The sequence below is a fragment of the Halopseudomonas pertucinogena genome (genome assembly GCF_014646575.1).
In the GTDB taxonomy this organism is placed as follows: domain Bacteria; phylum Pseudomonadota; class Gammaproteobacteria; order Pseudomonadales; family Pseudomonadaceae; genus Halopseudomonas; species Halopseudomonas pertucinogena.
The window spans coordinates 22,947-44,891 of the sequence record NZ_BMNN01000005.1; the positions used below are offsets into that span (position 1 = coordinate 22,947).

Consider the following 21,945-nt stretch of genomic DNA (forward strand, 5'->3'; position numbering starts at 1 on the left):
TGAGGCGGCAGCCGACGGCGCGGCGGCGGTCGGGCCACGCTGCGACGGCATGTCATGCACCGTCGACAGCGTGCCGCTGGCAGCTGGGATCAGTTCTTGGCGCGCTTCATCGACATGAAGAATTCGTCGTTGGTCTTGGTGTCCTTCAGACGATCCAGCAGGAATTCGATGGCGGCAATCTCGTCCATGGAGTGCAGGATCTTGCGCAGGATCCACATCCGCTGCAGCTCGTCTTCGCTGGTCAGCAGCTCTTCGCGGCGGGTGCCGGAGCGGTTGATGTTGATGGCGGGGAACACGCGCTTCTCGGCAATCTTGCGATCCAGGTGGATCTCCATGTTGCCGGTGCCCTTGAATTCCTCGTAGATCACTTCGTCCATCTTCGAGCCGGTATCAACCAGTGCAGTGGCAATGATGGTCAGGCTGCCGCCTTCCTCGATGTTGCGGGCCGCGCCGAAGAACCGCTTGGGTTTTTCCAGGGCGTGGGCGTCGACACCACCGGTCAGCACCTTGCCGGAGCTGGGAATCACGGTGTTGTAGGCACGGGCCAGGCGGGTGATGGAGTCCAGCAGGATGACCACATCCTTCTTGTGCTCGACCAGGCGCTTGGCCTTCTCGATGACCATCTCGGCAACCTGCACGTGACGCGCCGGCGGCTCGTCGAAGGTGGAGGCGACCACTTCGCCGCGCACGGTGCGCTGCATCTCGGTCACTTCCTCGGGCCGCTCGTCGATCAGCAGGACGATCAGGTGACACTCGGGGTTGTTGCGGGAAATGTTCGATGCCACGTTCTGCAGCATCAGGGTCTTGCCCGCCTTGGGCGGGGCGACCAGCAGGCCGCGCTGGCCCTTGCCGATAGGCGCACAGAGGTCGATGATCCGGGCGGTCAGGTCCTCGGTGGAGCCGTTACCCGCTTCCATCACCAGACGCTCATCCGGGAACAGGGGAGTCAGGTTCTCGAACAGGATCTTGTTCTTGGTGTTCTCCGGCCGGTCGAAGTTGATCGAATCGACTTTCAGCAGCGCAAAGTAGCGCTCGCCATCCTTCGGCGGGCGGATCTTGCCGGAAATGGTGTCGCCGGTACGCAGGTTGAAGCGGCGGATCTGACTCGGGGACACATAGATATCATCGGGGCCTGCCAGATAAGAGGAGTCGGCAGAGCGCAGAAAACCGAAACCATCCTGCAGAATCTCCAGGACGCCATCGCCGTGAATGTCTTCGCCGCCCTTCGCGTGCTTTTTCAGGATGGCGAAGATCACATCCTGTTTGCGCGAACGACCCATGTTTTCCAGGGCCATCTGCTCGGCGAGTTCGAGAAGTTCAGTTATGGGTTTTTGCTTGAGTTCAGTCAGGTTCATAGGTTCGGTGAGTAAGTGAGGTGTCTATCGGCAGGACGGGGTTAGTAACAGCCGCCATGTGGGGATGGGGCGATGGTTTGGCAAGTAGGGAAGCCAGTTGCCGCAGGGTGCGACAGGGAGTTGGAAAGCAAATCTAGCACCGCTCGGCGGCGTCGTCTACAGCTGTGACCAACAAAATCCATCCCCGGCGAGCCGGGGATGGCGGGAAAATCAGATGTTGCTGTCGAGGAAAGCAGCCAGCTGGGATTTGGACAGGGCGCCGACCTTGGTCGCCTCGACATTGCCGTCCTTGAACAGCATCAGCGTCGGGATGCCGCGTACGCCGTACTTGGGCGGGGTGTCGGTGTTCTCGTCGATGTTCAGCTTGCAGATCTTCAGCCGGCCTTCATAGTCGCGGGCAATGTCATCCAGTACCGGGGCAATCATCTTGCACGGGCCACACCATTCGGCCCAGTAATCGACCAGAACAGGGCCGTCGGCCTTCAGCACTTCAGACTCGAAGCTGCTATCGGTCACGTGCACGATCAAATCACTCATGAGTATCTCCAGAAAAGGTTCGCCAGGCGCGGATGAGGACGATAATAGCATTCCCCCGGGGAAGTGTGAAACGCCGCTGCCCCGATGGCGATCCCGGCCTGTTTGTCGCATCGGGCGGACAAGCGTCCCGATGGTTGGGTAGAATCTCGCCACGTTCAACAGGGGAAACGCGCATGGCGCAGAATGAGCAGCTGGATTCGCCACTGGTGGCGACCATCGATCTGGGCTCCAACAGCTTCCACATGGTACTGGCCAGGGTTGACCATGGTGAAGTGCGCATTGTCGAGCGGCTGGGCGAGAAGGTTCAACTGGCCGCCGGTCTGGACGAGAACGACAACCTGGCTGAAGATGCGATGCAGCGCGGACTGGACTGTCTGCGACGGTTCGCCCAGATGATCAATGGTCTGCCGTCCGGCGCCGTGCGCATCGTCGCGACCAGTACCCTGCGGGTCGCCCGCAACCGGGCCGATTTCCTACGCCGGGCGAAGGAGATCATCGGCCACCGGGTGGACGTCATCTCCGGCCGCGAGGAGGCCCGCCTGATCTACCTCGGCGTGGCTCACACCCTGGCCGATGACGAAGGCAAGCGGCTGGTGGTGGATATCGGTGGAGGCAGTACCGAGTTCATCATCGGCGAGCGTTTCGAATCGCTGCTGCGGGAGAGCCTGCATATCGGCTGCGTTTCCTTTGCCCGGCAATTCTTCCCCGATGGGCGCATCAGCGAGCGTGCCTATTCCCAAGCCTACACGGCGGCGCGGCTTGAGCTGATGCCGATCGAGCAGAACATCCAGCGGATGGGCTGGACCGAGGCCGTCGGTGCGTCGGGCACCATCCGCGCGGTCGGGCAGTGCATCCGTGGAGCCGGTCTGAGCAATGGCGAGGTAACCCGCGAGGGGCTGCAGCGGCTCAAGCGCAGGGTACTCAAGGCCGGTCATGTTGATCGGCTGACCCTGGCCGGGCTGAAGGCGGAGCGGCGGGGGATTCTGCCCTCGGGGCTGGCCATTGTGGAGGCGCTGTTCGACGCCCTCAACGTGCAGACCATGGTGCATTCGGAGGGCGCCCTGCGCGAAGGCGTGCTCTACGAGCTGCTTGGCCGCCACCAGCATGAGGATGTGCGCGAACGTTCGCTGACGGCGCTGGCCGAGCGCAGCCATGTCGATCAGGAACAGGCAGCCCGGGTGGAGCAGAAGGCCGCCAGCCTGCTCGGCCGGGTGGCCGACGCCTGGGGGCTGACCGACAGCAAGCATGCCGACCTGCTGCGCTGGGCCGCCCGGGTTCACGAAGTGGGTCTGGACATCGCCCACAGCCAGTACCACAAGCACGGTGCCTATCTGATCGAGCACGCCGACCTGCCGGGCTTCTCCCGCCAGGAGCAGCAGTCCATGGCGCTGCTGGTGCGCGGGCACAGGCGCAACCTGCCGTCCGATGAGAAAATTGCCGAGCTGGGTGAAGAGGGGCCGGCGCTGCGCCGGCTGTGCATGTTGCTGCGGCTGGCAATTCTCTATCACCATATCCGCGGCTATCAGGACATGCCCGCGCTGGAAGCCGAGGCCGACGACAGCGGCCTCACGCTGTACTTTCCGCCGGGCTGGCTGGAGCAGAATCCGCTCACCCAGGCCGACTTCGCCCAGGAAGCCGGCTACTGGGCGAAGATCGGCTACAGGCTGACGGTATTCTGAGACGAGCTGGCGAGCTTCTCCAGCAGGGTGGCCTGGACGCTGCGCGGGTTCTGGTTGCCGGTGGGCGTGCTGCGCAGGTAGCTGCCGTCCGGCTGAAGCAGCCAGGCCTGAGTGTTGTCGCTCAGATACAGCAATAGCTCCTGCTTGGCGCGGCTGACCAGCTTCTTGCCCTCCAGCGGGAAACAGCTCTCGACCCGCTTGTCGAGGTTGCGCTCCATCATGTCCGCGCTGGACAGCCAGATCTGTTCCTCCCCCTCGTTGAGGAAGTAATACATCCGGCTGTGTTCGAGGAACCGGCCGATGATCGAGCGCACACTGATATTGTGCGATACGCCCGCGATGCCCGGTCGCAGGCAGCACATGCCGCGGATGATCAGCTCCACCTTCACGCCGGCCTGGGAGGCCTTGTACAGCGCCTTGATCACCTTCACGTCAGTCAGCGAGTTGGCCTTGGCGATGATGTGCGCGGGTTTTCCCGCCTGGGCGGCCAGGGCCTCGCGGTTGATGAGCTCCAGCAGCTTGCGCTTGAGGGTGAAGGGCGCCTGCAAAAGCTTCTTCATGCGCTGGGCCTTGCCCATGCCGATCAGCTGATTGAACAGCTTGTGCACGTCTTCGGTCATGGCCAGGTCGGAGGTCAGCAGGCTGTAGTCGGTATACAGCCGGGCGTTACCCGCGTGGTAGTTGCCGGTGCCCAGGTGGGCGTAGCGGCGCAGCTCGCGATCTTCCCGGCGCAGGATCAGCATCATCTTGGCGTGGGTCTTGAATCCGACCACACCGTAGATGACCACCGCGCCGGCCTGCTGCAGGCGGCTGGCCAGCTGCAGGTTGGATTCCTCGTCGAACCGCGCGCGCAGTTCGATGACCACGGTCACCTCCTTGCCATTGCGCGCCGCGTCCACCAGCGAATTGACGATTTCCGAGTTGGCCCCGGTGCGGTACAGCGTCTGCTTGATTGCCAGCACGTTGGGGTCCTGTGCTGCCTGGCGCAGCATGTCGACCACCGGGCTGAAGGACTCGTAGGGGTGCAGCAGCAGGATGTCCTGCTTGCGGATTGCCGGGAACAGGTTGTCCGGGTTGGTCAGAATCCTGGGAATGCCGGGAATGAACGGTGGAAACTGCAGCTCCGGGCGATTGTCCAGCCCGGTGATGGAGAACAGCCGGGTCAGGTTGACCGGGCCGTTGACCTCATACAGCTCGGACTCGCTGAGGCCGAACTGCTTCAGCAGGAAGTCCGACAGGTGCTTGGGACAGTTGTCTGCTACCTCCAGCCGCACTGCATCACCGTAACGGCGTGACAGCAGCTCGCCGCGCAGGGCACGCGCCAGGTCGTCCACCTCGTCCGGGTCGACATCGAGATCGGCGTTGCGGGTCAGGCGGAACTGGTAGCAACCGCGTACCTTCATGCCGGGGAACAGGTCGTCGGCATGGGCATGGATCATTGAGGACAGGAACACGAAGTTGTCACCGCCGTCGCACAGCTCGTCGGGCACGCGGATCAGCCGCGGCAGCGAGCGTGGAGCCGGAATGATGGCCAGACCGCTGTCCCGGCCGAAGGCATCCACCCCCTCCAGTTCGACGATGAAGTTCAGGCTCTTGTTCACCAGCAGCGGGAAGGGATGGGTGGGATCCAGGCCGATCGGGCTGATGATGGGTGCGATCTCGGCACGGAAGAAGCGCCTGACCCATAGCGTCTGCTTGTATGTCCACTGGCGACGGCGGATGAAGCGGATCTTCTGGCGGGCCAGCTCCGGCAGCAGGATGTCGTTGAGTATTGCGTACTGGCGCTGCACCTGCTGGTGGGCAATCTCGCTGATCTTGGTCAGCACCTGATGCGGCTGCAGGCCATCCGCGCCGGTCAGTTCCCGGGCGAAGGTGATCTGCTGCTTGAGCCCGGCCACCCGGATCTCGAAGAACTCGTCCAGGTTGCTGGAGAAGATCAGCAGATACTTCAGCCGCTCCAGCAACGGATAGGACTCATCCAGCGCCTGCTCCAGCACGCGGATATTGAACTGCAGCTGGGACAGCTCCCGGTGGATGTACAGCTCGGGGGAATCCAGCGAGGGGACGATCGGCTCCACCGGCACCGGAAGCGCGGCAGCCGGCGGTTCGGGCTCTGCAGCAAGCTGCGTAACTGTGGTGTCCTGCTGCGGCCAATCCGGCTCGCTGGTGGCGTCCCGCATCATCTTCCTCTGGTATCAGTTGCGCCCGCGCAATTGCCGGGCTGCGTGTTTTGCGTAATAGGTGAGAATGGCATCGGCGCCGGCCCGCTTGATCACCGTGAGCGACTCCATGATCACCGCCTCGCTCAGCCAGCCATTGGCAATGGCGGCCTGGTGCATGGCGTACTCACCGCTGACCTGGTAGACGAAGGTGGGCACCTTGTGATGCTCCTTGACCCGGTGAACGATGTCCAGGTACGGCATGCCGGGTTTGACCATCACCATGTCGGCGCCCTCGGACAGGTCCATGGCTACCTCGTGCAGGGCCTCGTCGCTGTTTGCCGGGTCCATCTGATAGGTAGACTTGTCGGCCTTGCCCAGGTTCGCCGCTGAGCCTACCGCATCGCGGAACGGGCCGTAGTAGGCGCTGGCGTACTTGGCCGAGTAGGCGAGGATACGGGTATCGATATGGCCCGCCTCCTCGAGTGCCTCGCGGATCGCCAGGATGCGGCCGTCCATCATGTCGGACGGAGCCACGATATCCGCGCCGGCCTCGGCATGGGACACCGCCTGCTTCACCAGCGCCTCGACGGTCACGTCATTGAGCACATATCCCTGCTCATCGATGATGCCGTCCTGGCCGTGGGTTGTGAAGGGGTCCAGCGCCACGTCGGTAATCACCCCCAGCTGAGGGAAGCGCTGCTTGAGCGCGCGGGTAGCCCGTTGGGCAAGGCCCTCCGGGTTCCACGCCTCGGCCGCGTCCAGCGACTTGGCCGCAGCGGGTGTCACCGGGAACAGCGCAACGGCGGGAAGGCCCAGCTCGACCAGTTCGGCCGCCTCTTCCAGCAGCAGGTCGATGGACAACCGCTCGATACCCGGCATGGAGGCCACCGGCTCGCGCTGCTGATTACCCTCGAGAACGAACACCGGGTAAATCAGGTCGTCCGTGGTCAGGCGGCTTTCGCGCATCAGGCGGCGGGAGAAGTCGTCCTTGCGCGCACGGCGCATGCGGGAGAGGGGGAAGGGGCGTTGGGCAGGTTGAAATGTCACGATGGCTCCCTGGGTGTCTGAACACCGGTCAGAATGGCGGAGTGGAAGACCGGCTGAGCGGCGGGGTGGGCAGGTGGAGGTTGTCGCTGCGACCAGGCCGGAGTGGCTCAGGTCTTCCTTATACGTCGAGATTATGACGGAATTGAGACAGTAAACGTAGGGCCATGTTGTCGCGCAGCTCGTCACAGGGTTCGGTGCTGACCTCAACACGGTTGCGGCCCATTGCCTTGGCGCGGTAGAGCGCCGAGTCTGCGGCCGCCACGAGCGCGGTGTAGTCGTGACCATAGATATCGGTACTGGCGACGCCGAGGCTGACGCTCAGCACCACCGCCTGGTCGGAGATGGGCTCGGCGTGGCTGCAGATGGCGGTGCGGATGCGCTCGGCCACTTCCTGCGCGTCGCCGGCATCCAGACCGGGTAGCAGCAGCACGAACTCCTCACCGCCGAACCGCCCCAGCAGGTCGTTGCTGCGCATGTGCTGGCGGATGCGGGTGACCAGGTGGCAGAGCACCGCATCGCCGGTCTGATGACCGAACTCGTCGTTGATGCGCTTGAAGTGATCGGCGTCGACCATCACCAGGGTGGCGGGAAGCTCCTCGTGCATGGCGCCTTCCAGCACCGCCTGGGCACGATCATGCATGCTGCGGCGATTGAGGGTGCCGGTCAGCGGGTCATGTTCGGACAACTGCTGCAGCGCCAGCATGGTGCGGTAATGGGTCATCAGGATGAAGCCGCCGGCCATGCCGATCTGGGCCACCATCACCCCGAGCAGGGTAGCATGTTGCAGGCTCCGCTCGAGATTGATCTCGGTGGCAGATATCAGTGTCTGCTCGGCGCCCAGCGCTGCGCGCGCCAGCAGGCCGAACCCGCTCAACAGCATGATGCCGCCGGTGAACCAGTAGGCCCGTCGCAATGGGGGGCGGGCGGGTACCAGCAGCTCGCGGGCCGAGAGCAGCGCCAGGACTCCGAGGCAGATGCCGATGCTGGCCTGACGGGCGATGGCGCTGTCCTGGATGTAGTGAAAATAGGCGAGCAGCAGCATGACCAGTACTGCGGCGAATATGGGGCCGGCCTGGGGCTGGCTCGAGCCCTTGAAGGCCCTCACCCCCAGCCAGATCACTCCCAGCCCGAGCGCCATCAGCCCGGCGGCGAGAATTTGCGAGATACTGTGGTGCAGCAGGCCCTGGCTGATGTTCAATACCAGCCCCATGGTCAGCGCGAGATTGCCCAGCGCCCAGTGGCGCAACCCCTTTTCACTGCCCGAATGCCACGCCGCCATGATGAGGACCAGGGTCATGCCCAGGGTAACCAGCACCAGCGCGAGGGCCAGGGAGAATGTGTTCAACTCGGTGTGCATGGTGCGGAATTCATCCTTGTCCGTCTCCACTGCGGGGGTAACGGACATGTTCCAGCGTGACCGATAAGACTAGAACTCCTGCGCGTCAGTTGAAAGCGCCAGCTTCGCAGGATGTGCGGAGGTTGGCAGAAGAAGGCTAGCCCAGTGCCATCATATGGCTGGCGGGCGGACTTCCGCAATCGATTATTGAAGGTGATAAATGAAGACATGGGGCGTCCGCTGGCTGCTGGCCGGTATCTGGATAATCGCGATCGGCTGGGCCTGGTGGTGGCTGGATGGCCGGCATGAGCGCACCTTCGAGCGGCCTGCATTCTTTGCCGGAGTAGAGGTGGCAGCGCCTTTCAGCAGTGGCCAGGTCCAGGTGGTGCATGTCTGGCAGAACGAATGTCCCTGCAACGCCGGTCATGAGGCCTACATCAACGAGATGACCCGGCGTTTCGGCGCGCAGGGCGTACGCTTCGCCCGGGCGGGGAGTTCGCCCGGCGGTCGTGGCGACATCCTGGCGGAGCTGCCGCATTGGCCACTGCCGCAGGCATGGGCCGGCTGGCCCGGCGGCCCTTCGGTGGCCATCTGGGACGCCAGCGGCAAGCTCGCCTACGTCGGGCCCTACAGCGATGGTGCCAGCTGCAATGCCGAGAGCAGCTTCATCGAGCCGGTCCTCCAGGCCCTGCTGCAGGGCCGCACGGTGCAGGCGGCGCAGTACGACACCGTCGCCTGCCTGTGCGAACTGGATGAGGAAGCGTTCGGCGACTGAACGCCCCTCAGGGCACCGTGGGGGAGCTGAACCGGGAGGGCCGGGTTCAACCCCGGCCATTGGGTTGCTGCGAGGCTGTCGGGTCGAGATGGAACTCGACCTTCCCGGAGGGAGAGAGCTGCTGGGTGTGGGAGCGCGGCTGGCGGGGCGCGGTGCCGGGAGGGCCGGGTTCCATCCCGGCCATTTGGGTTGCTGCTAGGCTGTTGGGTCGAGATGGAACTCGATCTTCCCGAGAGGGCGGGGCGCTGCTGGGTTAGCGCGGGGCTGGCCGTTGTGCAGTATTACTTGCCCAGGCCTTTGGCGAGCAGGCGGTCCAGGGCGTTGGCGAAGGCCTGTTTGTCCTTGTCGCTGTAAGGTGCCGGACCGCCGCGGCCGGCGAGGCCGGCACCGCGCAGTTCGTCCATCAGGTTGCGTACGGCGAGCCGCTCGCCGATGCTGCCCTTGTCATAGACCTCTCCGCGGGGGTTGATGGCGGTGATGTTGCGGGTGACCAGGCCGTCGGCCAGCGGAATATCCGCCGTTACCACGAGGTCCCCCGGCACGGCATGCTCGATGATGTACAGGTCCGCGACGTCCGCGCCCCCCGGTACCACTACCTGACGCACTCCGGGCGCTGCCGGCAGACCCAGCGACGTGTTGGCCACCAGCACCAGTTGCAACCCGCGGCGCCGCGCGGCGCGCAGCATGATTTCGCGCACCGGGCGCGGGCAGGCGTCGGCATCGATCCACAGAGTCATGAGGCCTCCGTCAGCTGGGCCTGCAGCTCTTCCAGCGCCTCGTGGGCCTCCAGCCATTGCAGCTCAAGCTCCTCGATCCGCTGGCGGCAGTCAGCCTGGCGGCCGAGCAGGGCCTTCAGCCGCTCGCGCTGGCTGTCGCTGTAGATGTCGTTATCGGCCAGCTCGGTCTCGATGCCGGCCATTTCCTGCTGCGCCTTGTCGAGCTGCTGTTCGAGCCGGTCGGCGGCCTTCTTCAGTGGCGCCAGGCGCTGGCGCTGCTCGGCGGCCAGGCGGCGCTGGGCCTTGGCGTCGAGCTTGGGTGCAGCAGCTTCGCTGGTCGGCGGATTGGCAGCGCTGGCCTGTTGTTGGCGGAACTGGGCCAGCCAGCGGGTGTAACTGTCCAGATCATCGTCGTAGACCTGCAATCGGCCATCGGCGACCAGCCACAGCTCGTCAGTGGTATCGCGGATCAGTGCGCGGTCGTGGGACACCAGCAGCATGGCCCCGTCGAACGCCTGCAGCGCCAGGGTCAGGGCGTGGCGCATCTCCATGTCCAGGTGGTTGGTCGGCTCGTCAAGCAGCAGCAGGTTGGGCTTCTGCCAGGCAATCAACGCCAGTGCCAGGCGCGCCTTCTCGCCCCCGGAGAAGTGCAATACCGGCTCCTCCGCCCGGCTGCCGTGAAAATCGAAGCCACCGAGGAAGTTGCGCAGCTCCTGCTCGCGGGCCTGTGGCGCCAGTCGGGCCAGGTGCAGCAGCGGGCTGGCCTTGGGGTCGAGGCTGTCGAGCTGGTGCTGGGCGAAATAACCGATCGCCAGGTGCTCGCCGGTCTTAAGCTCGCCGGCGATCAGTGGCAGCGACCCGGCCAGGGTCTTGATCAGGGTCGACTTGCCGGCACCATTGGGACCGAGTACGCCGATGCGCGCGCCCGGCGCCAGCTGCAGCTTGACGTTCTGCAGGATCGCCTGGCCGTCATAACCCAGCGTGCCTTCGCGCAGATCCAGTAGCGGGTTGGACTGATTGTCGGCTTCGCGGAAGCTGAAGTTGAATGGCGAGTCCACATGGGCCGGGCTCAGCAGCTCCATGCGTTCCAGTGCCTTCAGGCGGCTCTGCGCCTGACGGGCCTTGGTGGCCTGGGCGCGGAAGCGGGCGATGTACTTCTGCATGTGCTCGCGCTGGGCCTGCTGCTTCTCGAAGGCTGCCTGCTGCTGGGCAAGCCGCTCTGCGCGGGTGCGTTCAAACTGGCTGTAGCCTCCACGGTAGAGCGTCAGCTTGCGCGATTCCACATGCACGATGTGCTCGACGACCGCATCGAGAAAGTCACGGTCATGGGAGATCAACAGCAGCGTGCCGGGGTAACTCTTCAGCCAGTCCTCGAGCCAGAGGATGGCGTCCAGATCCAGGTGGTTGGTGGGCTCGTCGAGCAGCATCAGGTCGGATGGGCTCATCAGCGTCTGGGCCAGGTTCAGGCGCATCCGCCAGCCACCGGAAAATTCGCCGACCCGCGACTCGCATTGCTCAGCGGTGAAACCCAGCCCGGCCAGCAGGGTACGGGCGCGACTGTCGGCGCTGAAGCCGTCGTGGGCTTCCAGTTCCGCATAGAGGGTGCCAAGCTGTGTCGCATCCTGCTGCGCTTCGGCCGCGGCCAGTTGCTGCTGGATCCGCCGCAGGCGCTGATCACCGTCCAGTACATAGTCCACGGCGATGCGCTCGAGATCGTCGATCTCCTGGCGCATGTGGGCGATGCGCCAGTCCGGCGGCAGGTAGCAGTTACCGGCGTCGGCGGTCAGCTCGCCACGCAGCAGGGCGAACAGGCTGGATTTGCCCGCGCCATTGGTGCCGAGCAGGCCCACCTTCTGGCCCGCGTGCAGGGTCAGGTCGGCGCTGTCGAGCAGCCGCTGGGGGCCGCGTTGCAGGGTCAGGGATTCAATCTTTATCATGGCGCGGAGTATATCAGCGTCGGGGAGTGAAGCGATGGCCGGACTGGCTGATTATGCCGGCTGGCTGTATGGGCAGCCGGGCATGCAGACACTGCTGCTGGAATTGCAGGACGAAGCGGGACAGGACGTGCTGCTGATGCTCAGCGCCTGCTGGCTGGGCCGACAGCAGCGTGAGGCTGAGCCGCAGCTATGGCAGGAACTGCACGCAGCCCAGAGGCCCTGGCGGGAGAGGGTGATCCAGCCGCTGCGGCAGGTCCGCCGGGGGCTGGCGGGCAACCCTGATGTCGCTGCGCTGTATGAGCAGGTCAAGGCCTGTGAGCTTGCCGCCGAATGGCATCAGCTCACTGTGCTCGAGCGGTTATGCGCCGGCGCAGCCGGCACCGGGCAAGCGCCGCGCGACTGTGTGCTGGCGCATCTGGCCCGATGTTGCGGCAGCACGCAGGATGTCCGTCTGCACACCCTCGCCTCTGCCGCCCTCGCCGGCTAGCCCTGCGGCTCCGGTGGTACAGCCGGTTGAGCCGCCTCCCCTGACGCCGCTGCCGGCCGACGGCCCCGCGAGCGGCGACCGGCAGGACGCCTGGCGGCAGCTGCTTCCGGGTTGTTGCGCTTCTCGATCGCCTGGCTCGCCTGGTGATCGATTCGCTCAAGGCCCTTGGCCAGACGCAGGGTCTGGCGCACATCGTTCTGCAGCTGGCGGACATAATCCTCCGCCTCGCTGCGTGCCCGCCTGACGGCCTCCATCCGTTCGTTCAGTTCATTCAGCTTGCCCTGACGCTTGTCCGAGGACGCGCCGTCAGCGTTGTCCCCGGCGAGCTTCTGCTGGGTCTGCTCAAGCTTCTCGGCGATCTTCTGCTGTTCGCGGTCGAGCTTTTCCAGCACCTTGCGCGCATCCGTCTGGGCCTGGTCACAGGCTTCGGCAAGGTGATCGTTGAGCGTGCGCGTCAGCACCTGCAGCAGATGCAGCGGTGTCTGGACCGCTGCTTCGGTTTTTCTGTCTTTTTCCGGCACGCTCTACTCCACTGTTTCGCTGACACACTCGGGGGTGCGGTTGGCGGTGTGCAGTATCTCGATCAGGCAGTCTTCCAGCTCGAAGCGCTCATCCAGCAGGCCGCCCATCTTCAGCAGCCGCGATTGCATGACGTCTTCCTTGAGTACCCGCTTGGTCTCGGCGCCGTAATAGTCGTTGAAGATCACCGCGAACTGGGTAATGGTCTCGATGCGCGGCATCACCCGGGACATCAGTTCGAGTGCGCGCTCGTTGCCGGCTTCCTCGGCGCCGCGCACCAGTTGTTCATAAACAGCAAAATGCCCTGCCGACACATAATCGAGCAGGGCACTGCAGAAGAGGTTGAGTTGCTGTTGCAGGCTGGTATCCGGCGCAGTCCGATCGCGCAACGCAATGTAGTGCTCCACGAGTTCCTTTCGATCAGCAAGCCAGCGATCAATGAGTCTGTCGACTCCGCCCCAGCGTTCCTGGGCTGTTTTGCACCTTTCCAGCATGGTCCACCTCGTCTTGCCTTGTGAGCGTTATAGGGATGGCTGTTCCCGTGGGACGAACAGAATAGGCCAGTCGGTGTGCCGGTATCAAGCGCCGTCAGTCCTCGCCCCGCAGCAGCTGGACGAGCCCGAACAGCGCAAAGCCGATGAAGGCCAGCAGGGTGCATTCGGCGATGCTCAGGCCGAGGAAGGTCCAGGTCACCCTGGCACAGTCTGCGGTGCCGCTGAACAGCAGCGTCAGCATTTCCACCACTGGCAGCACGTCGATCATGTAGTCGAGACTGGGCAGACAGGAGGGCAACTGATCGGCGGGCTGGTGCTGCAGCCAGACCTGGCGGCCGGCGGTGGCGGCGCCGAACACGCCGAGAAGCAGCACGCCAGCGGCATAGCCGCGCGCCGCCAGGCTGCGCCTGCGGCCAGAACGGGGCTGGGGGTTGTGCAGCACCGCAGCCAGGCACACCAGGCCGATCAGCAGGAAGGCAAAGCGCTGCACGATGCACAACGGGCAGGGCAGCAACCCCATGACGTACTCCATGTAATAGGCCGTTGCCAGCAGCATCACGCAGACGATGAAGGCGATGAGATGAAGCGGGCGGGAGGCAGGCAGGGTCATGCGCATATCCATAGGGCCGGAGCGACGTGGGAGTTGAAAGTCGGCCCTTCTGCCGTGGGTGGCGGCAGAAGGGTAGCCGTCAGGCGTTGGCCTGTTCGGCCTCGGCCAGACGACGCTGTTCGGCCTGGGCGAACAGGGCGTCGAAGTTGACCGGCGCCAGCATCAGGGGAGGGAAGCTGCCCCGGGATACCAGGTTGTCGATCGCCTCGCGGGCATAGGGGAACAGGATGTTCGGGCAGAAGGCACCGAGGGTGTGGCGCATCGAGTTCTCGTCCAGTCCGGAGATGGCAAAGATGCCGGCCTGCTGGACTTCGGCGATGAAGGTCACCTCCTCGGCACCGTTGGTGACGGTGGCCGACAGGCTCAGCACAACTTCGTAGATGTCGTCCTGCAGCTTGTTGTGGCGGGTGTTCAGGTCCAGGTTAACCTGCGGATTCCACTGGGCCTGGAACACCGCAGGGGCCTTCGGGGATTCGAAGGACAGGTCCTTCACATAGATGCGCTGCAGGGCAAACTGCACCTGCGGCTGGTTGGCGCCATTGGCGGTTGCGTTCTGTTGTTCTTCAGCCATGTTCAATCCTTGTTGTGTCCGTGGAGGCAATCAGCCTGCCAGCATTGTATCCAGTTTGCCGCTGCGATCCAGCGCTATCAGATCGTCGCAACCACCTACATGCGTGCCGTTTATCCAGATCTGAGGCACTGAGCTGCGGCCGGCCTTGCGGGCCATTTCCGCACGCAGATCAGGTTGGCCGTCAACCACCACTTCGTTGAAGGCGAGGCCCTTGCTGCCGAGCAGTTGCTTGGCACGGATGCAGTATGGGCAATAGTTGCTGCTGTAGATGGTGATGTCAGTCATGTCATTTAACCAGGGGCAGATTGTCTGCGCGCCAACCACTGATTCCATGTGCCAATCGGCTTATCTGCGTATAGCCAGCTGCCTTGAGCTGTCTGGACGCAGCGCCGGAATGTTGGCCGTTGGCGCAGGCCAGAATGATGGGTTTTTCCTTGTACTTGTCCAGTTCGACCATGCGGGTGGCGAAACTGTCCAGAGGAATGTTGATCGAATCGACAATATGCCCGGCGGCGAACTCCTTCTTCGGACGCACATCCACCACCAGCGCGTTCTCGCGGTTGATCAGTGCCGTCGCCTGCTGGGAAGTCAGCGCCTTGCCGGACTTGCGGCCCTCGGTGAATATCAGCAGCGCAAGTACAACCAGAAAGGCGCCGGTCAGCCAATAATGATTGCCTATGAATTCGATAAGCTGTTGTAGAAACTGCATAGAAGTAAAATCCGCTACCGTATTGAGGGCCGCCAGTATACACAGCCCTCCGCAGCTGCAGAACCATTGCCGGGCATGACACGCCGGACCCGGGCAAGTAAACTTGCGGCAGCATCCTGCCGGCACGGCAGACAATTCCTCTTACCTCTATCACACAGCGAGTAATCGGATGACAGCAGCTCCCAAACCCGTGGTATTGATGATTCTGGATGGATTCGGCTACAGCGAGTCCCCCGAGTCCAATGCCATCATGGCCGCCAATACACCTGTATGGGATCGCCTGTGGGCGAGCGCGCCACGCACGCTGATTTCCGGCTCTGGCATGGATGTGGGGCTGCCGGACGGCCAGATGGGCAACTCCGAGGTGGGGCACATGAACCTCGGCGCTGGCCGGGTGGTGTACCAGGACTTCACCCGGGTGACCAAGGCCATCGCCGATGGCGACTTCTTCGACAACGCGGCCATCTGTGCGGCGGTCGACAGGGCCGTGGCCGCTGGCCGGGCGGTGCATATCATGGGCCTGGTCTCGCCGGGCGGTGTGCACAGCCACGAGGAACAGATCGTCGCCATGATCGATCTCGCCGCCCGCCGTGGCGCCAGCCAGATCCAGGTGCATGCCTTCCTGGATGGTCGCGATACGCCGCCGCGCAGCGCAGCGCCCTCGCTCGATCTGCTGGAGCAGACCTACCAGCGCCTGGGCAAGGGCCGCACCGCCACGCTGATCGGCCGTTACTTCGCCATGGACCGTGACAACCGCTGGGATCGTGTCGAAGCCGCCTACAACCTCATTACCGAGGGGCAGGGGATGTTCCGTGCCGAAACCGCCGCTGCCGGACTGGAAGCGGCCTATGCCCGTGACGAGAGCGATGAATTCGTAAAGGCCACGGTGATCGGCGAGCCGGTCCGGGTCGAAGATGGCGATGCGGTGATCTTCATGAACTTCCGTGCCGACCGCGCCCGGGAACTGACCCGCGCCTTCGTCGAACCCGATTTCGCTGGCTTCGCCCGTCAGCGTCAGCTGAACATGGCCGGCTACGTGATGCTTACCCAGTATGCCGCGGATATCCCTGCGCCCTGCGCCTTCCCGCCGTCGACGCTGAACAACGTGCTTGGCGAGTACCTGGCGAAGCAGGGCAAGACCCAGCTGCGTATCGCGGAAACGGAAAAATATGCCCATGTGACCTTCTTCTTCTCCGGCGGCCGCGAGGAGCCCTTCGAGGGGGAGGAGCGCATCCTGATCCCCTCGCCCCAGGTTGCGACCTACGACCTGCAGCCGGAGATGAGTGCGCCGGAGGTCACCGACCGTATCGTCGAGGCCATCGAGCAACAGCGCTATGACGTCATCATCGTCAACTACGCCAACGGCGACATGGTCGGTCATACCGGTGTGTTCGACGCCGCGGTCAAGGCCGTGGAATGTCTTGATAACTGCATCGCTCGCATCGAGACCGCGCTGCAGAAGGTCGGCGGCGAGGCGCTGATCACCGCCGACCACGGCAACGTCGAGCAGATGGCCGATGCCAGCACCGGTCAGGCGCACACGGCCCACACCTGCGAGCCGGTACCCTTCGTCTACGTCGGCCCGCGGCAGGTCAGCATGCGCGACGGCGGGATTCTCTCCGACGTGGCGCCGACCGTGCTGACCCTGCTCGGGCTGCCGCAGCCGAGCGAGATGACCGGCCGCTCCATTCTCACCCTGCACTCCTGAGGGTCTCTCCCTTGACCTTCGGCCGGCATAGGGGCAAGCCGCGGGCAGCGGTCGGCTGGCTGGCCGCCCTGCTTCTGCTGGCTGCCGTGCCCCAGCCGGTGGTGGCCCAGCAGGATGCCAGTGCCGCCCGGGCCGAGCTGAAACAGACCGAGGCGGAGATCAAGCGCCTCAAGCGGATGCTCGACGGGCTCAGGCAGGAAATGTCCGGGGTGGAGAGGCAACTGCGGGACAGCGAGAGCGAGATCGGCCGGCTGCGCCGCGAAGCGGCGGATATCGAACGGGAGATCGGCGAAGGCGAAGCGCGACTGCAGTCGCTGGAGCAGCAGGCTGCGGCGCTGCAGAACGCGCTGCAGGCCCAGCAGGAACAAATCGCCCGTCAGGTGCGGTCTGCCTACATGGCTGGCCGTCAGGACTACCTGAAGATGCTGCTCAACCAGGATGATCCGTCGCGAATGGCGCGCATGATGCGCTACTACGGCGACTTCAACCAGGCCAGGGTGGAGGAGATCAACCGCTACACCCTGACAATCGAGCAGATCCGCCAGACCAGCGAGCAGATCGCCGAGCAGCAGGGCGTTCTGCAGCGTGACCGCGAGGCCCTGGCGCAGCGCCGCAGCGCGCTGGAGGCCGAGCGGGAAAAGCGCAGCACCGCGCTGGCCAGCCTGCGCGAGCGCAGCCGCGATCAGCAGCAGGAAGTCAGGCGCCGGGAGGCGGAGCGGGCTGAGCTGGCCGCACTCATCAAGAAGCTCGACGAGGCCATCACCAGCATTCCGACGCCGGCCGGCAGCATGCCGTTTGCCCAGGCCAGGGGCAAGCTCCCGCTGCCGGTAAGCGGCCCGATACGCGCGCGTTTCGGCAGCCAGCGTGGCAGCGATGGGCGGTTGAAGTGGGATGGTCTGCTGATCGGAGCCAGCGAGGGGACCCGGGTACATGCGGTGCATGGTGGCCGGGTGGTCTTCGCCGACTGGCTGCGCGGCTCGGGGCTGCTGCTCATCCTGGACCATGGCAACGGTTATCTCAGCCTGTACGGACATAACCAGAGCCTGCTGCGCGAGGTCGGCAGCTGGGTGCAGCCCGGCGAAGCCATCGCGACAGTCGGCAACAGCGGCGGTCTCGGCGAGCCGGCGCTGTATTTTTCCATTCGCCACCGTGGCCAACCCCTTGATCCCGCCGTCTGGTGTATGCTGCCAGGCTGATAAAGCTTTGAAAAAAGCCGTACCCTCGTTCATGCTTCACATGGCCGCGAGGCTGCACAGGATCAGGATGAACCGGGGCAAGGGCGGTTTCAGCAACGCAGATCTGCCGATATTTCCAGGATGATGTTCTGACGGGGGAGAGTTTAGATGACCGCTGTGCGTAACCTGACCATTGCCAGCCTGGTGCTGCTGCTCGGTGTGCTTCCCGTGCAGGCTCAGGAGGGGGAGCCCCCCGCGCCCCTGCCGCTGAATGAACTGCGCACCTTCACCGAAGTACTTGAGCGCATCCGTACCTCCTATGTCGAGGAGGTGGACGACGCCACCCTGCTGGAGAACGCCATTCGCGGCATGCTCGAAGGGCTCGATCCCCACTCCGCCTACCTTGAGCCGGAAGCCTTCCAGGGCCTGCAGGACACCACCACCGGTCAGTTCGGTGGCCTGGGCCTGGAGGTCGGTCAGGAGGACGGCTTCATCAAGGTCATCTCCCCGATTGATGACACCCCCGCCTCCCGCGCCGGTATCGAGCCGGGCGACCTCATCGTCAAGATCGATGATCATCCGGTCAAGGGCATGAGCCTGATGGATGCGGTGGATCGCATGCGCGGACCGGCGGGCTCGAAGATCAAGCTGACCCTGGTGCGTGGCACCGGCAGACCCTTCGATGTGCAGCTGGAGCGCGCAGTGATCAAGGTGCGCAGCGTCCGCGTGGAAGATCTGGAGCCCGGTTACGCCTACCTGCGCATCACCCAGTTCCAGAACAATACCGGAGACGAGGTGCGTCGCAGTCTGGCAGCGCTGAAGGAGAAAGGCGACCTCAAGGGCCTGGTGATGGATCTGCGCAACAATCCCGGCGGCGTGTTGCAGTCGGCAGTTGAGGTGGCGGATGCCTTCCTGACCGGGGGCCTGATCGTCTACACCAAGGGCCGGCTGGCCAATACCGAGCTGCGCTTCAATGCCACCTCGGGCAACCCCGGCGGCGACATCCCGCTGGTGGTGCTGATCAACGGCGGCTCCGCCTCGGCCTCGGAAATTGTCGCCGGCGCCCTGCAGGATCGTGGCCGTGCCGTGATCATGGGCACCGACAGCTTCGGCAAGGGCTCGGTACAGACGGTGCTGCCGCTGAACAATGACCGCGCCCTGAAGCTCACCACCGCGCTCTATTACACGCCCAATGGCCGCTCCATCCAGGCCCAGGGGATAGTGCCCGATATCCGCGTGGATCGTGCCCAGCTGACGCGCAGCGAAGACGAGGGTGGCGGCTATCGTGAAGTGGACCTGCTCGGACACCTGAACAACGGATCGGGCGAGGCCGAGCCCGGGCTGCGCACTCCGGTCACGGGCGCCGAGGCGGAGCGTGCCGCCGATTACCAGCTGAATCAGGCCTTGAATCTGCTCAAGGGGCTGAACATCACCCGCGCAAGATGAGGCAATGGCTGGTCCTGCTGCTGGCGCTCGGGCTGGCAGCCTGCGGTGACCCCGACACGTCGGCGCCCGAGCGCGAATCCGTCAGCGACGAGACCTTCGACGAGGCCACCGAGCGCCGTGCCGACGCGGCCCATATGGATGAGCTGCGAGCCCGCTGGATCGAGCTGGAGCACGCCCAGCACCAACCCGCGCCGGCCACGGAGCTGCCGCCGGAGCCAGACCAGCCTCCTGTCGCGCTGCCATCCGAACCGGTCTCTGCGCCGGTGTCCGGCATGGCGGGCGAGTATCCCGTCATCGCCATCCTCATTGACGACGTGGGGCACAGCCTGACTCAGGGACGCCGCCTGCTCGCCCTGCCGGAGCCCGTCTCACTGGCCATCCTCCCCCACACCCAGGCGGCCCGCACCTTGGCCGAGGAAGCCGCCGCCCGCGGGCGTACGGTGATCCTGCATCAACCGATGGAGAATGGCGCCGGACTGTCCATCGGCCCCGGCGGTCTGTACAGCGGCATGCCGGCCGCGGAACTGCAGCAGGTACTGCGCACCAATCTGGACAGCTTCGGCCACATCCGCGGCCTGAACAATCACATGGGCAGCCGCCTCACCGCCGAGCGGCCGGCCATGGATCAGGTGATGCAGGTGCTGCGCGAACGGGAACTGTTCTTCATCGACAGCCGCACCACCCACCACACCCAGGCCGCCTTCGCCGCCGAAGCGGCGGGTGTGCCGCACCTGTCGCGCAATGTGTTTCTCGATAACGAGCGCAGTGCCGAGGCCATCGGCCGGGCCTTTGACCGAGCGCTGGAGGTGGCGCGGCGGGAAGGGCAGGCGCTGGTCATCGGGCATCCCTATCCGCAGACGCTGGAGTTTCTGGAGTGGCGGTTGAGCGGAGATCTGATGGCCGAGGAGGGAGTTGAGGTGGTGGATGTGGTGGAGTTGTTGGGCAGGGAGTGAGGAGGTTCTTACCGGCTTCCCCCTCTCCCCCGGCCCCTCTCCCGCGAGGGGCGAGGGGTGACTCGCGGACGATACTCCGTATCCATGCTGAATGCGGAGCGCGCAGGCCGAACATATGCGGCGGCGGCAACTGCGGATAGCTCCCTCTCCCCTCGCGAAAGAGGGCTGGGGAGAGGGGGCGATCCCAGACTACCTCAGAGTCTGACCTCAATCCCCCGCTCCGCCAGATACGCCTTGGCCTGCGGAATGGTGTATTCACCGAAGTGGAAAATGCTCGCTGCCAGCACCGCATCAGCCCCGCCCAGCAGGATGCCGTCAGCCAGGTGCTGCAGGTTGCCCACCCCGCCGGAGGCAATCACCGGCACGCCCACCGCATCGCTGATGGCGCGGGTGACGCCGAGGTCATAGCCGCTCTTGACGCCGTCCTGATCCATGCTGGTCAGCAGGATCTCACCGGCGCCGAGGCTTTCCATCTTCTTCGCCCATTCCACTGCGTCCAACCCGGTGGGTTTGCGGCCGCCGTGGGTGAAGATCTCCCAGCGGTCAGGCTCGCCGGGGCCGGAGACGCGTTTGGCGTCGATGGCCACGACGATGCATTGGGAGCCGAACCGGTCCGCTGCCTCGCCGACGAATTCGGGGGTGAATACCGCCGCCGAGTTGATCGACACCTTGTCTGCACCGGCATTGAGCAGGTTGCGGATGTCCTGCACGGTACGCACGCCACCGCCCACGGTCAGCGGGATGAACACCTCGCTGGCCATGCGCTCGACGGTATGCAGGGTGGTATCGCGGCCCTCATGGGTGGCGGTGATGTCGAGGAAGGTGATCTCGTCGGCGCCCTGCTCGTTGTAGCGTCGGGCGATCTCCACCGGGTCGCCGGCGTCGCGGATGTTCTCGAACTTCACGCCCTTGACCACGCGGCCGTTTTCCACGTCCAGGCAGGGGATGATGCGTTTGGCCAGCGTCATGGCTGTTTCTCCGGTGATGTCAGTTGGCGGCGCGGTCGCACAGGACCTGGGCTTCGGCCACGTCCAGGGTGCCTTCGTAGATGGCACGGCCGGTGATGGCGCCGATGATGCCCGGGGCGCGGGCATCCAGCAGCTGCTGGATGTCACCCAGGTTGTGGATGCCGCCGGAGGCGATCACCGGGATGCTGGTGGCATTGGCCAGCGCTGCGGTGGCCTCGACGTTGCAGCCCTGCATCATGCCGTCCTTGGCGATGTCGGTATAGACGATCGCGGACACGCCATCGGCCTCGAAGCGCCTGGCCAGATCAATCACCTGCAGTTCGCTGACCTCGGCCCAGCCGTCGGTGGCAACGAAGCCATCCTTGGCATCCAGGCCGACGATGACCTTGCCGGGGAAGGCGCGGCAGGCCTCGCCGACAAACGCCGGCTCCTTGACCGCCTTGGTGCCGATGATCACGTAGCTGACGCCGGCGCGCACATAATGCTCGATGGTTTCCAGGGTGCGGATGCCGCCGCCGATCTGGATCGGCAGGTCGGGGTAGCGCCGGGCAATGGCGGTCACCGCGTCGCCATTGACCGGTTTGCCTTCGAAGGCGCCGTTGAGGTCGACCAGGTGCAGGCGGCGGCAGCCGGCCTCAACCCAGCGGGCGGCCATGGCCACCGGGTCGTTGGAAAATACCGTGGCATCGTCCATCAGCCCCTGACGCAGGCGCACGCAGGCGCCGTCCTTCAGATCAATAGCGGGAATAATCAGCATGTTG

Annotated in this window: 22 protein-coding genes; 7 read left to right on the forward strand and 15 right to left on the reverse strand. The window is 64.6% G+C overall.

What is annotated here, in order from left to right; genetic code table 11:
* Positions 1-89: 89 nt before the first annotated feature.
* Positions 90-1,355 (reverse strand): transcription termination factor Rho, encoded by a 1,266-nt coding sequence (gene rho, locus IEW63_RS11085; RefSeq protein ID WP_188636702.1) that lies wholly within the window; start codon positions 1,353-1,355, stop codon positions 90-92.
* Between the two features lie 210 nt (positions 1,356-1,565).
* A complete protein-coding gene (gene trxA / locus IEW63_RS11090) occupies positions 1,566-1,892 on the reverse strand; it encodes a thioredoxin TrxA (RefSeq protein WP_188636703.1) in 327 nt (108 codons plus the stop codon).
* A gap of 173 nt (positions 1,893-2,065) precedes the next feature.
* Here trxA and ppx point away from each other — a divergent pair, with 173 nt between their 5' ends.
* Positions 2,066-3,571: an exopolyphosphatase gene (ppx, locus tag IEW63_RS11095; RefSeq protein ID WP_188636704.1), complete on the forward strand. Its 1,506-nt coding sequence runs from the start codon at positions 2,066-2,068 to the stop codon at positions 3,569-3,571.
* On the opposite strand, the gene ppk1 is transcribed toward ppx, so the two are convergent.
* The 3 genes from ppk1 to IEW63_RS11110 form a co-directional block, all read right to left on the reverse strand.
* Positions 3,550-5,751 carry a polyphosphate kinase 1 gene (gene ppk1 / locus IEW63_RS11100; RefSeq protein WP_308423607.1) on the reverse strand — a complete coding sequence of 734 codons (2,202 nt, stop codon included), beginning with the start codon at positions 5,749-5,751 and terminating at the stop codon, positions 3,550-3,552. The two genes, ppx and ppk1, sit on opposite strands and share 22 nt — an antisense overlap.
* 15 nt (positions 5,752-5,766) lie before the next feature.
* Complete coding sequence (gene hemB / locus IEW63_RS11105) at positions 5,767-6,780, reverse strand: porphobilinogen synthase (protein ID WP_188636706.1); 1,014 nt, start codon at positions 6,778-6,780, stop codon at positions 5,767-5,769.
* A 118-nt stretch (positions 6,781-6,898) separates the two neighbouring features.
* The gene (locus IEW63_RS11110; RefSeq protein WP_188636707.1) at positions 6,899-8,185 is read right to left on the reverse strand and encodes a GGDEF domain-containing protein; all 1,287 of its coding nucleotides are present in this window, start codon (positions 8,183-8,185) and stop codon (positions 6,899-6,901) included.
* 151 nt (positions 8,186-8,336) lie between these two features.
* Here IEW63_RS11110 and IEW63_RS11115 point away from each other — a divergent pair, with 151 nt between their 5' ends.
* Positions 8,337-8,891, forward strand: a complete 555-nt coding sequence (locus IEW63_RS11115) for a DUF6436 domain-containing protein (protein ID WP_188636708.1) — start codon at positions 8,337-8,339, stop codon at positions 8,889-8,891.
* A gap of 281 nt (positions 8,892-9,172) precedes the next feature.
* On the opposite strand, the gene IEW63_RS11120 is transcribed toward IEW63_RS11115, so the two are convergent.
* Positions 9,173-9,628 carry a YaiI/YqxD family protein gene (locus IEW63_RS11120; protein WP_188636709.1) on the reverse strand — a complete coding sequence of 152 codons (456 nt, stop codon included), beginning with the start codon at positions 9,626-9,628 and terminating at the stop codon, positions 9,173-9,175.
* Positions 9,625-11,544, reverse strand: coding sequence for an ATP-binding cassette domain-containing protein (locus tag IEW63_RS11125; protein ID WP_188636710.1), 1,920 nt, complete (start codon positions 11,542-11,544; stop codon positions 9,625-9,627). Before IEW63_RS11125 ends, IEW63_RS11120 begins: the two co-directional genes overlap by 4 nt.
* 34 nt (positions 11,545-11,578) lie before the next feature.
* On the opposite strand from IEW63_RS11125, the gene IEW63_RS11130 reads away from it, so the two are divergent.
* Positions 11,579-12,031: a TIGR02444 family protein gene (locus IEW63_RS11130; RefSeq protein ID WP_188636711.1), complete on the forward strand. Its 453-nt coding sequence runs from the start codon at positions 11,579-11,581 to the stop codon at positions 12,029-12,031.
* On the opposite strand, the gene IEW63_RS11135 is transcribed toward IEW63_RS11130, so the two are convergent.
* The 6 genes from IEW63_RS11135 to IEW63_RS11160 form a co-directional block, all read right to left on the reverse strand.
* Complete coding sequence (locus IEW63_RS11135) at positions 12,028-12,552, reverse strand: hypothetical protein (protein ID WP_188636712.1); 525 nt, start codon at positions 12,550-12,552, stop codon at positions 12,028-12,030. The genes IEW63_RS11130 and IEW63_RS11135 overlap by 4 nt on opposite strands.
* A 3-nt stretch (positions 12,553-12,555) precedes the next feature.
* On the reverse strand, positions 12,556-13,044 hold the full coding sequence (gene rsd / locus IEW63_RS11140) for a sigma D regulator (RefSeq protein ID WP_188636713.1): 489 nt from the start codon (positions 13,042-13,044) through the stop codon (positions 12,556-12,558).
* A 94-nt stretch (positions 13,045-13,138) separates the two neighbouring features.
* The gene (locus tag IEW63_RS11145; RefSeq protein WP_188636714.1) at positions 13,139-13,654 is read right to left on the reverse strand and encodes a disulfide bond formation protein B; all 516 of its coding nucleotides are present in this window, start codon (positions 13,652-13,654) and stop codon (positions 13,139-13,141) included.
* Between the two features lie 79 nt (positions 13,655-13,733).
* On the reverse strand, positions 13,734-14,225 hold the full coding sequence (gene secB / locus IEW63_RS11150; protein ID WP_188636715.1) for a protein-export chaperone SecB: 492 nt from the start codon (positions 14,223-14,225) through the stop codon (positions 13,734-13,736).
* 30 nt (positions 14,226-14,255) lie between these two features.
* Positions 14,256-14,510, reverse strand: a complete 255-nt coding sequence (gene grxC, locus IEW63_RS11155; RefSeq protein WP_188636716.1) for a glutaredoxin 3 — start codon at positions 14,508-14,510, stop codon at positions 14,256-14,258.
* A gap of 1 nt (position 14,511) precedes the next feature.
* Positions 14,512-14,934, reverse strand: coding sequence for a rhodanese-like domain-containing protein (locus IEW63_RS11160; RefSeq protein ID WP_188636717.1), 423 nt, complete (start codon positions 14,932-14,934; stop codon positions 14,512-14,514).
* 169 nt (positions 14,935-15,103) lie between these two features.
* On the opposite strand from IEW63_RS11160, the gene gpmI reads away from it, so the two are divergent.
* The 4 genes from gpmI (at position 15,104) to IEW63_RS11180 (ending at position 20,216) form a co-directional block, all read left to right on the forward strand.
* Positions 15,104-16,642 carry a 2,3-bisphosphoglycerate-independent phosphoglycerate mutase gene (gene gpmI, locus IEW63_RS11165; RefSeq protein ID WP_188636718.1) on the forward strand — a complete coding sequence of 513 codons (1,539 nt, stop codon included), beginning with the start codon at positions 15,104-15,106 and terminating at the stop codon, positions 16,640-16,642.
* Positions 16,643-16,653: 11 nt separating this feature from the next.
* Positions 16,654-17,838: a murein hydrolase activator EnvC family protein gene (locus IEW63_RS11170; protein WP_188636719.1), complete on the forward strand. Its 1,185-nt coding sequence runs from the start codon at positions 16,654-16,656 to the stop codon at positions 17,836-17,838.
* A gap of 147 nt (positions 17,839-17,985) precedes the next feature.
* On the forward strand, positions 17,986-19,263 hold the full coding sequence (locus IEW63_RS11175) for a S41 family peptidase (RefSeq protein ID WP_188636720.1): 1,278 nt from the start codon (positions 17,986-17,988) through the stop codon (positions 19,261-19,263).
* Positions 19,260-20,216: a divergent polysaccharide deacetylase family protein gene (locus IEW63_RS11180; protein WP_188636721.1), complete on the forward strand. Its 957-nt coding sequence runs from the start codon at positions 19,260-19,262 to the stop codon at positions 20,214-20,216. The genes IEW63_RS11175 and IEW63_RS11180 overlap by 4 nt, the downstream gene beginning before the upstream one ends.
* 194 nt (positions 20,217-20,410) lie before the next feature.
* Here the strand turns inward: IEW63_RS11180 and hisF are convergent, their stop codons facing one another.
* Together hisF and hisA are read right to left on the reverse strand one after the other, a co-directional pair.
* A complete protein-coding gene (hisF, locus tag IEW63_RS11185; RefSeq protein WP_188636722.1) occupies positions 20,411-21,184 on the reverse strand; it encodes an imidazole glycerol phosphate synthase subunit HisF in 774 nt (257 codons plus the stop codon).
* A gap of 19 nt (positions 21,185-21,203) precedes the next feature.
* On the reverse strand, positions 21,204-21,941 hold the full coding sequence (gene hisA / locus IEW63_RS11190; RefSeq protein WP_188636723.1) for a 1-(5-phosphoribosyl)-5-[(5-phosphoribosylamino)methylideneamino]imidazole-4-carboxamide isomerase: 738 nt from the start codon (positions 21,939-21,941) through the stop codon (positions 21,204-21,206).
* Positions 21,942-21,945 lie beyond the last annotated feature (4 nt).

Bases quoted from the DNA above. Each gene is read 5' to 3' on its own strand.
- rho (WP_188636702.1), bottom strand. From the start codon at position 1,355: ATGAACCTGACTGAACTCAAGCAAAAACCCATAACTGAACTTCTCGAA.
- trxA (WP_188636703.1), bottom strand. From the start codon at position 1,892: ATGAGTGATTTGATCGTGCACGTGACCGATAGCAGCTTCGAGTCTGAA.
- ppx (WP_188636704.1), top strand. From the start codon at position 2,066: ATGGCGCAGAATGAGCAGCTGGATTCGCCACTGGTGGCGACCATCGAT.
- ppk1 (WP_308423607.1), bottom strand. From the start codon at position 5,751: ATGCGGGACGCCACCAGCGAGCCGGATTGGCCGCAGCAGGACACCACA.
- IEW63_RS11110 (WP_188636707.1), bottom strand. From the start codon at position 8,185: ATGTCCGTTACCCCCGCAGTGGAGACGGACAAGGATGAATTCCGCACC.
- IEW63_RS11115 (WP_188636708.1), top strand. From the start codon at position 8,337: ATGAAGACATGGGGCGTCCGCTGGCTGCTGGCCGGTATCTGGATAATC.
- IEW63_RS11120 (WP_188636709.1), bottom strand. From the start codon at position 9,628: ATGACTCTGTGGATCGATGCCGACGCCTGCCCGCGCCCGGTGCGCGAA.
- IEW63_RS11125 (WP_188636710.1), bottom strand. From the start codon at position 11,544: ATGATAAAGATTGAATCCCTGACCCTGCAACGCGGCCCCCAGCGGCTG.
- IEW63_RS11130 (WP_188636711.1), top strand. From the start codon at position 11,579: ATGGCCGGACTGGCTGATTATGCCGGCTGGCTGTATGGGCAGCCGGGC.
- rsd (WP_188636713.1), bottom strand. From the start codon at position 13,044: ATGCTGGAAAGGTGCAAAACAGCCCAGGAACGCTGGGGCGGAGTCGAC.
- IEW63_RS11145 (WP_188636714.1), bottom strand. From the start codon at position 13,654: ATGACCCTGCCTGCCTCCCGCCCGCTTCATCTCATCGCCTTCATCGTC.
- secB (WP_188636715.1), bottom strand. From the start codon at position 14,225: ATGGCTGAAGAACAACAGAACGCAACCGCCAATGGCGCCAACCAGCCG.
- grxC (WP_188636716.1), bottom strand. From the start codon at position 14,510: ATGACTGACATCACCATCTACAGCAGCAACTATTGCCCATACTGCATC.
- IEW63_RS11160 (WP_188636717.1), bottom strand. From the start codon at position 14,934: ATGCAGTTTCTACAACAGCTTATCGAATTCATAGGCAATCATTATTGG.
- gpmI (WP_188636718.1), top strand. From the start codon at position 15,104: ATGACAGCAGCTCCCAAACCCGTGGTATTGATGATTCTGGATGGATTC.
- IEW63_RS11175 (WP_188636720.1), top strand. From the start codon at position 17,986: ATGACCGCTGTGCGTAACCTGACCATTGCCAGCCTGGTGCTGCTGCTC.
- IEW63_RS11180 (WP_188636721.1), top strand. From the start codon at position 19,260: ATGAGGCAATGGCTGGTCCTGCTGCTGGCGCTCGGGCTGGCAGCCTGC.
- hisF (WP_188636722.1), bottom strand. From the start codon at position 21,184: ATGACGCTGGCCAAACGCATCATCCCCTGCCTGGACGTGGAAAACGGC.
- hisA (WP_188636723.1), bottom strand. From the start codon at position 21,941: ATGCTGATTATTCCCGCTATTGATCTGAAGGACGGCGCCTGCGTGCGC.